Annotated in this window: 9 protein-coding genes and 5 pseudogenes; 8 read left to right on the top strand and 6 right to left on the bottom strand. The window is 60.0% G+C overall.

Annotated elements, in window-relative coordinates:
• Positions 1-28 precede the first annotated feature (28 nt).
• Positions 29-271: pseudogene (locus FVF58_RS54735) on the top strand (helix-turn-helix domain-containing protein); the annotation flags it as partial.
• Between the two features lie 156 nt (positions 272-427).
• Here FVF58_RS54735 and FVF58_RS16270 read toward each other — a convergent pair.
• Positions 428-981, bottom strand: a pseudogene (locus tag FVF58_RS16270) (transposase); the annotation flags it as partial.
• A gap of 263 nt (positions 982-1244) precedes the next feature.
• Here FVF58_RS16270 and FVF58_RS16265 point away from each other — a divergent pair.
• The 5 genes and pseudogenes from FVF58_RS16265 to FVF58_RS54730 form a co-directional block, all read left to right on the top strand.
• Positions 1245-2123 carry a bile acid:sodium symporter family protein gene (locus tag FVF58_RS16265; RefSeq protein ID WP_149670893.1) on the top strand — a complete coding sequence of 293 codons (879 nt, stop codon included), beginning with the start codon at positions 1245-1247 and terminating at the stop codon, positions 2121-2123.
• A 252-nt stretch (positions 2124-2375) separates the two neighbouring features.
• Positions 2376-5309 carry an FAD-binding and (Fe-S)-binding domain-containing protein gene (locus FVF58_RS16260; protein WP_149670892.1) on the top strand — a complete coding sequence of 978 codons (2934 nt, stop codon included), beginning with the start codon at positions 2376-2378 and terminating at the stop codon, positions 5307-5309.
• 197 nt (positions 5310-5506) lie between these two features.
• Positions 5507-6364: a fumarylacetoacetate hydrolase family protein gene (locus FVF58_RS16255; RefSeq protein ID WP_149670891.1), complete on the top strand. Its 858-nt coding sequence runs from the start codon at positions 5507-5509 to the stop codon at positions 6362-6364.
• A 103-nt stretch (positions 6365-6467) separates the two neighbouring features.
• A pseudogene (locus FVF58_RS16250) lies at positions 6468-6647 on the top strand (transposase); the annotation flags it as partial.
• A gap of 353 nt (positions 6648-7000) precedes the next feature.
• Positions 7001-7159: pseudogene (locus FVF58_RS54730) on the top strand (IS6 family transposase); the annotation flags it as partial.
• A 531-nt stretch (positions 7160-7690) separates the two neighbouring features.
• On the opposite strand, the gene FVF58_RS16240 reads toward FVF58_RS54730, so the two are convergent.
• The 3 genes from FVF58_RS16240 to FVF58_RS16230 all read right to left on the bottom strand — a co-directional run bounded on the left by FVF58_RS16240 (position 7691) and on the right by FVF58_RS16230 (position 10108).
• Positions 7691-8665 carry a D-alanyl-D-alanine carboxypeptidase family protein gene (locus FVF58_RS16240; protein ID WP_149670890.1) on the bottom strand — a complete coding sequence of 325 codons (975 nt, stop codon included), beginning with the start codon at positions 8663-8665 and terminating at the stop codon, positions 7691-7693.
• A gap of 177 nt (positions 8666-8842) precedes the next feature.
• Entirely contained in the window at positions 8843-9049 is a 207-nt protein-coding gene (locus FVF58_RS16235) for a hypothetical protein (RefSeq protein WP_149670889.1), read from the bottom strand.
• 333 nt (positions 9050-9382) lie between these two features.
• Positions 9383-10108 (bottom strand): type IV pili methyl-accepting chemotaxis transducer N-terminal domain-containing protein, encoded by a 726-nt coding sequence (locus FVF58_RS16230; RefSeq protein WP_149670888.1) that lies wholly within the window; start codon positions 10106-10108, stop codon positions 9383-9385.
• 732 nt (positions 10109-10840) lie between these two features.
• Between FVF58_RS16230 and FVF58_RS16225 the strand changes: the two are divergent.
• Positions 10841-11971 (top strand): annotated as a pseudogene (locus FVF58_RS16225) (MFS transporter); the annotation flags it as partial.
• Between the two features lie 370 nt (positions 11972-12341).
• Here FVF58_RS16225 and FVF58_RS52735 read toward each other — a convergent pair.
• Positions 12342-12623: a hypothetical protein gene (locus FVF58_RS52735; RefSeq protein WP_149670887.1), complete on the bottom strand. Its 282-nt coding sequence runs from the start codon at positions 12621-12623 to the stop codon at positions 12342-12344.
• Between the two features lie 429 nt (positions 12624-13052).
• On the opposite strand from FVF58_RS52735, the gene FVF58_RS16215 reads away from it, so the two are divergent.
• On the top strand, positions 13053-13427 hold the full coding sequence (locus FVF58_RS16215) for a cupin domain-containing protein (protein WP_149670886.1): 375 nt from the start codon (positions 13053-13055) through the stop codon (positions 13425-13427).
• A gap of 252 nt (positions 13428-13679) precedes the next feature.
• On the opposite strand, the gene FVF58_RS16210 is transcribed toward FVF58_RS16215, so the two are convergent.
• On the bottom strand, positions 13680-13961 hold the full coding sequence (locus tag FVF58_RS16210) for a hypothetical protein (RefSeq protein WP_149670885.1): 282 nt from the start codon (positions 13959-13961) through the stop codon (positions 13680-13682).
• Positions 13962-14026 lie beyond the last annotated feature (65 nt).

The raw sequence follows: 14026 nt of genomic DNA, 5'->3' as shown, positions 1-14026 counted from the left end.
GACGATGAGGTGAGTATATGTTTGGGGCATGATGGATTCACGCAGCAATATGCATGACCACCGATGCAAATTTGCATCACTGCTGGAGGCTGCCTTGAACTGGGATGCCCCCCCGGTATCTTTCTCGCCATTTTCCGGGGAGCGAAGCCTGCGCGGCGCCGCGCGGATTGATGGTGTCGATCAGGCGACGGTAGGCAGGCGCCTCGCGACGCTCGAACGTGCGCTCGGCTCGACGCTCTTCCTGCGCAAATCTGGCGGGTATGTGCCGACTTCGGTGGGCGAGGTCGCGCTGCGTACGGCCGAAAAAATGGAGAAATTGGCGGTCGATCTCGTGCGGCAGGCACAAGGCGTGGACCAACGCCTCGCTGGAGAAGTGCGTGTCACGGACCGTCTTCGCATGGCCACCTGGCACGCACTCGAGCAGTTACAAGGCGCTGGCGCGCTCGGCGAAACCATCCATCCGGATTCGTACTCGACTCACGCGTATCGTTGCTGCGAGCCGTGCTTCGCATGGAAGCTCTTGTGGCTGGCCCATGCCTGAATCGGCGTGCCGTCCACCGAGAGATGGTGTCTCGACAGCCGGCCCCGCTTGTCCGCCAGGCTCATGACTTCAGTGAAGAACGCTTCCACGGCTTCATGCTCCAGCAGTCGGTCGCGGTTCTTCGAGAACACCGGGTGGTCCAACACGGCGTCCTCGATCGCCAGCCCGACGAACCATCGGAACAGCACGTTGTAACGCATTTGCTCCATCAGCATGCGCTCGCTGCGCACCGAGTAGAACACCTGCAACAGCAGCACACGCAGCAGCTTCTCGGGCGCAATCGATGTCCGGCCGGTGTCCGCATAGATCACGCTGAACAGCCCGTTGAGCCGTTTCAATGCTTCGTTCACTAGCAGCCGCATCGGCCGCAACGGGTGATCCGCCGGGGCGAAATCCTCCAGCTTGACCGTCGTGAACATGGGTTCCTGCATTTCATCCATTCAGCGCATCGCATCCGCTGCCAAAGATCATGAACACAATATCCATAACGCCTGTCCCTCAAGCCCCGTTAGCACGGGACCCAAATTCAACAGCCTGTTAGGGCATACCCCTGGATCGTAAACATCGGACAGTCATGATCGCGCTCCGATTTCTATGATTAGATACCGCGCGCCGTACTCAGAAGCTTCTTGCCTGGCTGTCCACGGTTGTCGCATTCACCCCCCCACCCAAACGTGCCTTCGCGGTTCAAGGAAGAAGAGACATGCAAGCAAGCGCGCTAACCACCATCGGCCTTCCCTTGGCCTTGGCCATCATCATGCTGGGCCTTGGCCTGCACCTTCGAATGGAGGATTTCAAGCGCATCCTGGTGCAACCCAAGGCGATTCTAATCGGGCTGCTCTGCCAGACGCTGCTGCTGCCTGCCCTCTGCTATTTCCTCTGCAAGTCGCTCGGCTTGTCCGCTGAATTGGCGGTGGGCATGATGCTGCTGGCCGCATCCCCCGGCGGCATCACCGCGAACCTATATTCGCATCTGTTCAAGGGCGACGTGGCGCTGAACATCTCGCTGACCGCGATCAACAGTGTGCTGTCCATTGTCAGCATTCCCTTCATCGTCAACTTCGCGCTGAGCAGCTTCATGGGCAGCCAGGCGTATATCCCCCTGCAGTTTCAAAAGACGCTGGAAGTGATCGTGATGGTCCTCACGCCGGTCGCCATCGGGATGTTCATCCACTCCAGGTTTCCGCGCTTTTCGATCAAGATGGACAAGCCGGTGAAAATCGCGTCCTCGCTGATTCTAACGCTGCTGATCGTCGTGGTCGTCATCCGCGAATGGGCGGTGCTTTCTAGCAACTTCCAGGTTGTCGGCACGGCCACACTGGTCTTCAATGTCGCCAGCATGCTGGTGGGCTATTTCGCCGGCAAACTCACCCGCCTGACCGAAGGGCAGAACCGCGCCATCGCCTTCGAGATCGGTCTGCACAACAGCACTTTGGCTATCTACCTTGCCCTAGTCGTGTTGAGGAACGACGCCATGTCCATTGCACCTGCCATCTACGGACTGCTGATGTTCTTCACGGCAGCGGCCTTCGGTTGGTGGGTACGGCGCCGTCCGGTCGCTGCACTCGCGATGTCAAAATAAAAGTCCAACACGAAGCCACTCAACGAAAACGGCACGAGTAGAGAAAGAAATGGCGGCAGCGAAATCCGGGACTTTGACGGTTCGCCACATGGCATGATTGGACTGTCTCTGCTGCAATCGAGAAAGTTATCTGATAAGGATAACTACTCTTAAGCCAAACAGGTAGTCTACGCCCGTCAATTTCACAGAGCCTTCACCGCGTCTACCCAACATATCTTGTTGATTCCATTTCCATCCTTACCAAGTTCGAGAATGCAAAAACTTCTTTCTGTGGATCCGGCAAAAGTGGGGCGACCGCAGGGCCACGCATTGCCAGACGCGGTACCTGAGGAACTCTGTGACGGAACGCCCCCGGCGTTGAGGCAGGCTCTGGAGCAACTGCTCGGGCCAGAACGCGTATTGCATCGACTGGTTGACCTCGTCCGCTATGCGTCGGACGCGAGCCCATATCGCTTGATTCCGCAAGTAGTGGTCGTCCCCCACGATTCAGACGACGTGGCAAAAATCCTTCGCTTCTGTGCTCAGTCAGGTCGGCACGCCACGTTTCGCTCTGCGGGGACAAGTCTGAACGGACAAGCACAGTCAGATGGCCTCCTCATCGACGTGCGCAAGTACTTCAGCGGTATCAAGCACATTGGAGCGGGCGGCGTCAGCCTGAAGGCCGGCGCCGGAACCATTCTTTCCCAGGCAAATGCTCATTTGGCGCCTCACGGCCGCAAGATTGGGCCAGATCCAGCGAGCTCAGGAGCGTGCACGCTCGGTGGCGTAATTGCAAACAATTCTGGAGGCATGCGATGCACTTTGTCTCAGAATGCATACCGTACCGTCAATGCGCTTACGTTCGTGCTTCCATCCGGGACCAAAATAGATACATCAGACCCGGACGCTGAACGATATTTTCAGACCAACGAACCTGAGCTCGCGCAAGGGTTGATGACGCTGCGCGCGGAGATTCTCGCGGATGACGAACTGGTCGAGAAAATCCGTCGCAAATACTCCATCCGAAACACCCACGGCTACCGGCTTGACGCTTTCCTCGACGGTCACACTCCCCTGGAGATATTCCGTCGTCTTATGGTGGGCTCCGAAGGGACCCTTGGATTCATCTCGGACGCAACATTCGATACCGTTGCGCTTCCGGCGGTCACGAGCGTCGCATGGATTGCCGTTCCCTCAATTAACGATGCGATCGCGCTTGTGCCAGGTCTGGTTGCGCTCGGTGCCGACGCCGTCGAATTGATGATCGCACCGGCCCTGCGGGCCGCGGCCGCGGCATTTCCCGGGACGCCTGAATACTGGAAGACTCTTGACATAGAGGCGGCGGCATTGCTGGTGGAGTTAGGCGCCAGCGACGAGCAGAGCCTAACTGAAAAGCAGGCTCGCGTCATGCACCTGACAGACCGGGTAACCCTGCTGGGAGATTTGACCTTTACGAGTCGTGCCGAGGCCATCGAACTGGCGTGGCACGTGCGGGAAGGTCTGTTGGGTTTGATTGGAAAATTGCGAATGCAGGGCTCGTTGCTTATCACCGAGGACGTTTGTTTTCCCCCAGCGCTTCTGGCAGATGCGGTGCATGACCTGCAGGATCTTCTGCGAAAACACGGGTTTATGCCAGGCGTCGCAGGGCATGCGGCGCACGGGAATCTGCATTTCTCTCTTGTCGTCCGGCTGGATCAGGACAGCGACAAGGCGAGATATTCGAGGTTCATGGAGGAGCTCGTCGTCCTCGTGGTAGACAAATACAACGGGTCCCTTAAAGCAGAGCATGGAACCGGATTGAATATGGCGCCATTTATCGAGCACGAATGGGGCGAGCGGGCGACGAGCGTCATGTGGCGAGTCAAGCAACTCGCCGACCCGCGTGGCGTTCTTGCACCGAACGTGATGCTTACCAGGGACAAGGAAATTCATCTGAAAAATCTCAAAACCCAGCCCCCGATAGATGAGGTTTCCGACGCCAGTCAGTGCATCGAGTGCGGTTTTTGCGAGCCTGTATGTCCGAGTCGAAATGTCTCCATGACGCCGCGACAGCGTATCGTCGTGCGTCGTGAGATGGCACGCCAGCCGGAGAATTCCCCAGTCCTGAGACGGCTCCAGGAGCAATATCAATACGATGCCATACAGACGTGTGCCGGTGATGGAACCTGTTCGCTGCCGTGTCCCATTGAAATCAATACTGGAGAACTGATGCGCGAGTTTCGGCGGCGCGCGCAAACCGAAACCTCGGAGAGCATTGCCCTGTCTGTCGCCAAGAATTGGGCCACCGTCGAGCGGGTTAGTAGCGTAGCGCTGGGTGGGGCAAAGTATCTCGGCAATACCTTAGGTTGGGCGTCGGTGAAAGCGTTGACAGACACGGCGCGCAAATTTGTTAGCAGCGACATTTTACCGACCGTCCCGGGACCGATGCCCAAGCCGGCAGCGACCCGTATGCCGGAGACGTTCCGCGAAGGCGCCGACGCCGTCTATTTCACTGCTTGCGTCAATCGAATATTCGGGCGTGATCCAGACTCCCCTGGCGACGCAATATCGATTCAGGAGGCGCTCGTCCGTGTCTCAGATCGAGGAGGGAAGAAGTTGTGGATTCCGCCAGACGTAAAGGGATTCTGCTGCGCGACGCCGTTCAGTTCAAAGGGATACGCTGACGCGTATCGTTTTATGGCAACTTCGATTGCGGGTGCGCTGTTGCGGTGGACCGATGAAGGACGTTTGCCTGTTGTGATCGACGCAGCGTCTTGTACGCACGGTCTCGCGAACGACCTGTCTGAGCATCTCCAACCTGAGCTTAGCGAAAGGTACTCGCGCCTCAAAATCGTCGACTCAGTAACCTGGTGTGCAAGCCTCCTTCCGGAGCTGCAGGTGCGCACGCCAATTAATCGTCTTGTCGTGCATCCTACCTGCGCGATGATGCATCTTAAGCTGTCCGGGCAACTCAAGCAGGTAGCACAACACATCGCAGAAGAGGTCGTCATTCCGATTGGCGCCACCTGTTGCGGCACCGCTGGCGACCGGGGGCTGCTACATCCGGAGTTGGTCGTCTCTGCCACACGGGAAGAACAAGCATATGTGAATGCGACGACCGCTGACGCTTATGTGTCGGCAAATCGCACATGCGAAATGGGTTTGAGGCACGTTACGGGACGACCTTACGAGTCTTTTGTCTTCAGCCTCGAACAATGCACTAGATAACCCGGATTTCCCATACCTCGATATGTAATAGCGATACGCGAAAACGCTGCATGCTGTCAAACGAAAGTCGAGTGCTGATTCGAGGCGTGCACAACCCTCGAGACTGGGACCAACCCTTGGCATCGCTTCGCGAGACTGTACCTCGTAGCGTTTAGAGCTAACTCCGCGCAATCTCGATTCAACTCGGAACCTGGACAATGAAATACCTACGCTTTATCAGAAACGGTCACGTGGGGCTGGCTGCGGCAGCGGAAGGAGAGGAATTCTTCGGCCGCTTTCTCACCGATATTCCTGAATTTGGTGACCTAAGCGACGCCCTACTTGCCGGCGACGAGGCGGTCGCTTCGCTTTGCGAGTGTCTTTTACAGGGAGAACCTGTCGCCTTCGAAGACGTTGACCATCTACCCCCACTTATCTCACCTTCGAAAATCGTCTGCATCGGGCTGAACTATCGCGATCATACGAACGAGACGGGGTCCGTACAATCTGATTACCCGACCATTTTCTCGCGCTTCGCCTCAAGCCTCATCGGACACCGACAACCTATCTTACGGCCCAGGGTCTCCAGGAACCTCGACTATGAAGGCGAGATAGTAATCGTCATCGGAAAAGGTGGACGGGCAATTCCGAAGGTCTCGGCGTTAGATCACGTCTTCGGATACTCGTTGTTCAATGACGCATCCCTGCGCGACTATCAAACGCGTACGCCTCAATGGACCATTGGCAAGAACTTCGACGGCACGGGCTCGTTCGGCCCTTACATCGTCACGGCGGATGAGTTGCCCGCGGGCGCAAAGGGATTGCAATTACAGACACTTCTGAATGGAGAGATCGTCCAGGAAAGTAGCACAGACGAAATGATCTTTGATGTCGCGACACTCATTGAAACTATCAGTGAAGTGATGACGCTATCCCCCGGTGACCTGATCGTTTCAGGTACTCCAGCTGGCGTCGGGGTAGCACATACGCCGCCGCTATGGATGAAGCCGGGTGACACTTGTATTGTGACCGCGGATGGACTCGGTCGTTTGACTAACCCCATCGCGGATGAATAGTTGGGTTTTTGTCGCAATAGAGGGCGTGCAAAAGTTGGGGTGAGCTTGCCGCCGAAAAACGAATCCCTTGCTGAGCAGGTAAGCTCAAGCAAGGAGAAGAACGATGACAAGCAAGGCAAAGCGAGCGCAGTACACGCTCGAGTTCAAGCTGGAAGCGGTGTGGCTGGTCAAGGCCGGACAAAGTATGGCAGCGGTGGCGGCGACACTGGGAGTGGTTGAGCAGACGCTGTACAACTGGGTGAAGGCCGACCGGGAAGGCAAGCTGGCCGGAGCCGGTGCGAAGTCTGCCCCACACCGAGAGTGGGCGATCGTCTCGTGCAAGCACTATTTCACAAAACGCATACGTCGCCCCATACTGGCCGCTGAGGTCGGTGCCAAGCCACTGACTGCTTTCTCAGGTCGATCGTCCCGTGGCGCCACGTACTCCGCACTGACAAGCAATCGGTCCTCCCCGTCGCTCGTTTATTCGCTTCGGTAGCGGCGACAGATTGCTTTGCAGCCTGTCGATACTGCGCCTTCGGACGAAATGGTCAGCCGGGGCAGGTCGGTCTGCGTCGTTAAGCGAAATGACCGACGTTTAAGCTCTATTGCGTACAGATTTCATGCCGATGAGTAATAAAGCTCCGAAACCTGTGCCGCTTCAATCTGAGCCTGCGCGACATCGAGGAGTTGCTGCTCGAACATGGCGTGACGGTGAGCGACGAGACGGTGCGTCAATGGTGCGACCAGTTCGGTACGCAGTTTGCGCGTCGCGCCAGAGCCGCGCGTGGCAAGCCAGGTTCTACCTGGGCACTTCGGCAAAGTGTCCGTGATGCTGCGTGGTGGCCGAACGGTCAGGGTAGCGGTTTTGAACGGGGAATTCTCGCCGCGTCGCATCTCGGCGCTCAAGATTGCCGACTCGGGTTGCGGAAAATGCATCAGGCCAGCGTCAGCAGGCGTGCTCTGGCAAACGGACAGCACAGACCGTGCAACGTGCCGTGAGTCATGGAGCCCTGACGAAATCGACCTCCCCAAGTTTTGTACGCTCTCGACGGTCCACGAAAAATTCAGCGCTGCCGCCTATAGCGCAACCTTGACGACATGGGTTGACGCTGCAAAGGGAAAAAATACGCGGCGTGGAACGGTGTAGGGCTGTTCTTCGTGCCACAGGCCGCGCGGACGCCGGGCGGCGAAAATCAGATCGCGTGCGGGGCAGCGGTTATCCGGCCCGCACGGTTCTGGGGCGGTACAGCTTCAGCGACTCCGCGAGGTTACTGAGTGAGTCGGTGAAGGCCGCCACGACGAGTTGCCTTGCGGCGTATTTGAGTCGCGACAGTTCGGGCACCCCTACGCTCCGGCTCGACTGGCACGGATCCGATGCGACGCGTGGTGACGTGGCGGGACAGCCGACACGGTTCGCGAGGAGGATGAGAATCGCACCTTCACGCGCTGCGCCTGACTGGCGATGGTTGGATGATGATGTGAACGTGCAGAGACGTAATACAGGCGAGGCACGGCGACGGGCGGCTGATCGCCGTTCAGCCAGTTGCGGATCGCCGCCAGATCGGCGGCACGGGCGCCGGACGACTTTGCGCCCAACAGCGCAATGATCAGCGGGCCACCCGGCATGGCGACGTCGACTACGATGCAGCGTCCGGCCTCCCGCGTGTAACCGGTTTTTGCGAGCTGAACGTCCCAGTCCGCCCAGCGGACGACCGGATCGGTATTGTGATAGAACCTGGTGCGGCTGCCGATTGCCTGTTCGTACGCGGTCAGCGTGGTGAACGAGCTGATCATCGGATAGTGCGAAGCCGCGTTCGCCATCTTGGCGATATCGCGCGCCGTCGAGACATTGTCCGGCGAGAGGCCCGTCGGATCGTCGAAATGCGTGTCGGTCATGTGCAGCGCGTGCGCTTTCAGATTCATCTGCTGGATGAACGCGGACTGGCCGCCCGGGAAGGAGCGTGACAGGGCGGACGCTGCACGGTTTTCGGATGACATGAGCGCGAGGCGCAGCATCTCCTCGCGGTCGAGCGACGCGCCGACAGGGAGGCGGGAACCCGAGTGCTTGAGCCGGTCGATGTCGGCGTCGCCAATTGTCAGGGTGTCCGCCATCGCCTGTGCGTGGTCAATGACGACCATCGCCGTCAACAGTTTCGTCAGCGACGCGATGGGTCGAACGTCGTCAGCGTTCTTTTCGAGCAGGACTTCGCCGCGCGCGACGTCGTACACGAGCACGCTGGGAGAATGGAGCAATGGAGTGTCAGCACGCGCGCAGAGAGACGCGGCGGCAAACAGCAGTGCGCAGATGAACAACTTCATTTTCTTTCACACCTTCGTACTGCATGCCGCCCGCAACCGTGAGGCGGACTGGCTCCACGGGCACAACAGTCTCCCTACTACTTAACTGTAGTCGCTCGAAGCAGAAATGCGTGTGTGCGGGTGGACAGAATTTTTTCGGCGTCGGGCACGTGCTTCGCACCGGGCACGCCGCGGCGCTTAGAAGAGGGACGGCTGTTCGGCGGGAGCGGCGTCGAGCCGCATTGCGTTTTCCTGAGCCATCTTGCGGGCAGGGCGTGGTGCACTACGCACGGTGCTGCCCGAGAGGGAAAAAGGCTCTTCCTCGACGTGACGGCACAGCGCTGCGCGACTGAAGATGACGTCACGCGAGAGGCGAACGAACGGTGATGCGGCTTCCGTGGGCATCAGGTCTCGGTACGGTGTCCTGGCAACCGGCCGCCCAGGCTTCGGCCTGCGCAACGATTGGACCGGGCAGCGACTGCTTCTTCCGCAGCCAGGGCATCAGCACGCATCGCACAACGCTCGCGTCCAGACATCCTCGGGGTGTTCTACCTGACTGTTCGCCCGCGTCAGGCGAAAGGGTAACTTCTTGCATGATGGCTTCTCCGCGTAAGGAAATACTCCGCGAGCGTAATCCCCTTGTGGGGCGGAGTGACCATCTCATCAATCCGTCCGGCTTTTAAGAAAAGCTCCGTCCATCGCACTACTACGGCGCGGACACCTTGACGTGACAACATCCTATTGAACTGGGCGGTCCGCACGGGTATGCCAATCCCGAATTGGGACGCCGCGCCGCGGCGGCATATCGCCAGCGCCGCGGGTATCGACGACGCTTTGAATCAGCCCGTCCATCTCTTTGATGATGTCTGCGAGCACGGTCGTGATCACCGCGAATTCGCGTCCGAATTGACCCGCTCGCGCGGCCGAGATGCGCGCGTTGAGCGCAACGATATTGGCCTGCATCGAAATGCTGCCGAGCCGCTCGGCGATGTCGGCCTGCCGCTTGAGCGCGGCCGCTTCGATGCCGCGCATCTCGTGTTGATACGCGAGCGTGATGTCCTGCAGAAGGTCGAGCAGCGGCGTCGCCTGGGTGACGAGGGCGTCCACGAGGCCCCGGTCTTCCGCACGTCCCGACTCGACGCCCGCGACCGCTCGGTTCACGTGGGCGATAAATTGCTGAATCCGCTCGTCGGCCTTGCGATTGCCGAAATAGAGTTCACGCAGTGCTTGTGAAAACACGCCCGGCAAGCGCTCGTTGCCGCTCACCAGATCGGCATGCGCTTGAGTAAACGTAGCAAGGCAGTCGCGAACGGCGGCAAGCGCAGAGCAATCGCCATGCGACGCGAGCAGTACGTGCAGCACGATGCGTTGCGAGAGCATCCGCTGCCGGCCCGCCAGATTGATGAGCTCTCCAATGACCTGTCCGGAGACGGCATCGAGACTTAGGGTTGTCTGCTGTTTCATCGTGAAGGCGACTCTCCCGAGACCGTTGATCCAATCGCACAGCGTGGACCCAAGCGGGACTCGCGGCGACGCGTTATACGCAAAAAAAGCGTCCCGAGGGCAACCGCGCCCCCGATTGCTCGGTCGCGCAGCTGGCACTCGGGACGCCTTTGTCCCTGCGGGTCGCTCAAGACGAGCGGCCTGGTGAACATTTGATGCGCTGAGGCCACCGTTGACCTCGCCCCGACTCACAGCAATAGTCATGCCATCAATCAGTGAGACGTTGACCGCAGGAAATCTCCTTGACCGGTTTTGCCGCGTGCTACCCGGGCTATGGCCCTGACGGTGGAGCTGGACAATTCGACGACGTGTTGCTCAAACGTCGATTTTGATGAAGGGCGATGACGCTGACCGGATCCCCTACTAGCGACGGCTGCCGAACGAGTCGTCTATATGATTACCAAAGGCCGGTGGACAGCCGGTAGCGAGTCCACCTGGAAATGCGGCAACGCGTCGAAGCCTTCGGCTGACGGCATGGTCACGATCGGCGTGGACATGAAAGGAATCCAATAGCTTTGGCCTTGGCGGATTCTATGGTCCTGCGAAGCCATGGACGGAACCCGATCCGGCACCATGGAGGTCGACCGCGCGCACCGCCTCGTCTTATCGCACGAAAACAGCGCTGCACTGCACCAACGCCGTGCATCGCCACAGTCCAACACCTTGTGGCGCCGACTCGACGCGTCACGCGGCATCGCTGTGCCCGGGATCGCCGCGGTCGCCGTGACGATCCTGGTGCGCCTCGTGATCGGTCCGATGTGCGACCGCTATGGGCTGCGCAAGGTCTATTCGGGTCTGTTGTTCATGGGTGCGTTTCCCGTGCTCGGCGCCGCGCTGTCCACCGGCTATGAGAGCTTCCTGCTGTGCCGTCTGCTCATCGGGGCGGTGGGCGCCTGCTTCGTCATCAGCCAGTACCACACCTCGATGATGTTCGCGCCGAATGTGGTCGGCACCGCCAACGCGGCGACGGCAGGCTGGGGCAACACCGGGGCCGGCGCCGCGCGGGCGCTCGTGCCGCTGCTGCTAGCGGCGACCATCATGCTCGGCGTCGGCGAATCGTCGGCGTGGCGCCTCGCGCTGCTTGTTCCGGCGCTGGCAATGCCGGTCATGGGCGCGTTCTACTGGCGCTTCACGCAGGACTGCCCGCAAGGCCACTTCGCGGCACTGCGCGCGCGGCATTGCCATCGACGGCGGCAAGAAGGGCGGCTGGGCGAGCTTTCGCGCGGCCTGCGCGAACTACCGTGTGTGGATGCTGTTCATCACCTACGCGGCGTGCTTCGGCGTCGAGGTATTCATTCACAACATCGCCGCGATCTATTACGTCGACCATTTCCGCCTGTCGCTGAAGGCGGCGGGCCTCGCCGCTGGCAGCTTCGGGCTGCTCGCGCTGTTCGCCCGCGCGTTGGGTGGCTGGCTGTCCGACAAGGCGGCTGCGCATCGCGGCCTCGACGTCCGTGCGACCCTGCTCTGCGCGCCGATGGTCGGCGAAGGCCTCGGCCTCGTGTGCTTTGCGCACGCGAACAGCATCGCCCTGGCCCTGGTCGCCATGCTGGTTTTGGCCTGTTCACGCACATGGCTTGCGGCGCGACCTACGCGCTGGTGCCGTTCATCGACCGTAAGGCGTTGGGTGGCGTGGCCGGCATCATCGGCGCGGGCGGCAATGTCGGCGCGGTGGCTGCGGGCTTTCTGATGAAGGGAGTCGGTAGTATCCAGCAGACCCTCGCGACGCTCGGCGTGCTCGTCACGCTGTCCGCTCTGTGTGCGCTGGCGGTGCGCTTCAGCGGCGAGCCGCACTGTGTGACAAGCACTGCAGTTCCGACATAATCTTTTCGGCGAGAAAGTCACACGAGGGCGGTTTTCGGTTTAGCGATTCGCGCCAGTCGCCAGCTGACTCGAAGTGTCGTTCAAGGGCGCTCGATGCGGCTTGTACGTCGCGAGCGGCACTTACGATGCGCTCCAACGCACGGGCTTCATCGGACTCGTCTTATCTGTCGACATGGGGTTCCTCGGTGTTGCCCGGCATGCCGTTGACGTGAGTCCTGTCTGTGGTAATAGGGACGACGTGTTGTCCTCCCGGCAATTCGGCGCCGTACGCGGGAAGTGATGAAATCAACCCGGCGACAATAATCTCATGGCTCACCGAGCGACGTCCCCCGGGGCTAGGAGCGAGCGCATCGCGCAATGGTCCCCGGCGCTACAGGGGTATGGACGTCGGCGCCGAGCCCTCACGAGCAATGCTGCCGGCAGTCACCCTCGGCCTGTCGGCAGCAGGCGGAAACACATACCAGCTGCCGTCATCGTGCCTGAAGAAGAACAACGCGCGCACTCCGCGTGATGACGACGTCTCAACGTACACACATCGTCGCCCGCCCAACCGGGCGCGACTGAATCTGGTCACATGAACCGATGCCGCCGGAGCCGGTGCGAGCCATTTCTCGACCTGGCAACGCAGGGACTGCCCGTTCACGCTTTTCATGTTCCGCTCCAGCAGGTACAAAGCCGACCAGCGAAGGAGCGCGGGTCGCGACGGGAGGCGGACGGTTCCCGCCTCTTGCATCCTTAACGTCGCCGATGGCCGAGATGTTGACCACGGGTTTGTGAGTTCTGAAACCGAAAATTTCGCGTTGAGCTGGGGCCGACGGAGCCACGTGCGCCTTACCTCGGGCCAGGACAGAAATAGTCCCGGCGAAGCGGACACACCTCTGCGACCCGGTTCGCCGTGCTGGCGCGTTGCCCTCGCTGCACGTCACCGTGCCTTGACGCCCGGGTCGGCGGGCGGGACACTCAACGGGAGTCGTTGTGCGGCCGACGTCTCGCGCGGCGCCGAATAACACAGACCTCTGAGACCCTCTGACGGTGCACGTTGTACGCCGACTGGAACAGAGGCCGCGGAAGGAGAAACCCCGTGGCGTTTGCACTGTCGTTTTCACATCTGTTTTCAGACTCGGTTGGCGAAAGTCATTTTGCGTCGGTAAACATCGAACTGGTTACCCGCAACTTCGCGCCCCCCGCTGAATCCTTTGACGTGTCGGATTTCGCGGCAGCGACCCGCTACGGATTTGTGCACGTGCCCAGCGGATGGGTCGGAGACCTTCACCCTTCGCCCACGTGCCTGTGGGTATTTTTTCTCAGTGGGGAGATTGAGTTCGAGGCCAGTGACGGTGAGCGACGTCGCGTCGCGGCAGGAGGCGCGATACTGCTTGAGGATACGACGGGCAAGGGACACCAGAGTCGTGTCATCGGCGACGTGCCGGCGCTTCTCGCCGTGGTTCAAGTTTGACGTCGTGGTTTCGTTGGCCGGGGCGCAAGCCCATGCCGTCGAGGTTAAGTCATGCTCGAAAAGATGTAAGTCCGAGCCATGGATGCGCTGTATCCCATGGTCGAGCTGCTCTGAAGCGGGCGAGAACCGCTTCTGGTACGAGGTCGATAAGTTATTCTAACCGTTATGCAAGCGCGTCTTGCTTCTCGCCTGACAGTTGATGTTGTCCAGCCGAGGGCCGAACCGCGCAGGGCACTGGGACAACTCGCCCCATTAGTTTGGATAAGGGGGGCGGTCAGCTGGCTCGGCGCCAAGCAACCGCAACAGCACCTTCCCGTCTACGGTCAGCGCAAGCGTGGCGTCGCCGTCTTCTGACGCGATGAAATGGACTAGCCCCGCTGCTTGCAGGGCGATGACGTCCGGCGTTACTGCGTTCGTCTCGGCCGACGCATTGCGCAGGCGCAAGAGCGTCGCGAGCTCCTGCGCGCTCAGCGTCACGGGGTGCCTATGAGCACGATGCGTCGAAGAGCTGCCGTCATAGTCTTTTGCTTCCATGACCGTGTCATCCCTGCAAGTTGTGTTATGGAGTCCAAACCCATCGTGCGAGCGCTGGTTTGAAA

Origin of the sequence: Paraburkholderia panacisoli (assembly GCF_008369935.1) — a bacterium.
Taxonomy (GTDB): domain Bacteria; phylum Pseudomonadota; class Gammaproteobacteria; order Burkholderiales; family Burkholderiaceae; genus Paraburkholderia; species Paraburkholderia panacisoli.
Note: the sequence above shows the minus strand (reverse complement) of the source record. Positions and strands in the feature narration are given on the sequence as shown.

What these genes read in the sequence shown, in the direction of transcription:
- FVF58_RS16265 (WP_149670893.1), top strand. Translation starts at nt 1,245, where the DNA reads ATGCAAGCAAGCGCGCTAACCACCATCGGCCTTCCCTTGGCCTTGGCC.
- FVF58_RS16260 (WP_149670892.1), top strand. Translation starts at nt 2,376, where the DNA reads ATGCAAAAACTTCTTTCTGTGGATCCGGCAAAAGTGGGGCGACCGCAG.
- FVF58_RS16255 (WP_149670891.1), top strand. Translation starts at nt 5,507, where the DNA reads ATGAAATACCTACGCTTTATCAGAAACGGTCACGTGGGGCTGGCTGCG.
- FVF58_RS16240 (WP_149670890.1), bottom strand. Translation starts at nt 8,665, where the DNA reads ATGAAGTTGTTCATCTGCGCACTGCTGTTTGCCGCCGCGTCTCTCTGC.
- FVF58_RS16235 (WP_149670889.1), bottom strand. Translation starts at nt 9,049, where the DNA reads ATGCCCACGGAAGCCGCATCACCGTTCGTTCGCCTCTCGCGTGACGTC.
- FVF58_RS16230 (WP_149670888.1), bottom strand. Translation starts at nt 10,108, where the DNA reads ATGAAACAGCAGACAACCCTAAGTCTCGATGCCGTCTCCGGACAGGTC.
- FVF58_RS52735 (WP_149670887.1), bottom strand. Translation starts at nt 12,623, where the DNA reads ATGAAAAGCGTGAACGGGCAGTCCCTGCGTTGCCAGGTCGAGAAATGG.
- FVF58_RS16210 (WP_149670885.1), bottom strand. Translation starts at nt 13,961, where the DNA reads ATGGAAGCAAAAGACTATGACGGCAGCTCTTCGACGCATCGTGCTCAT.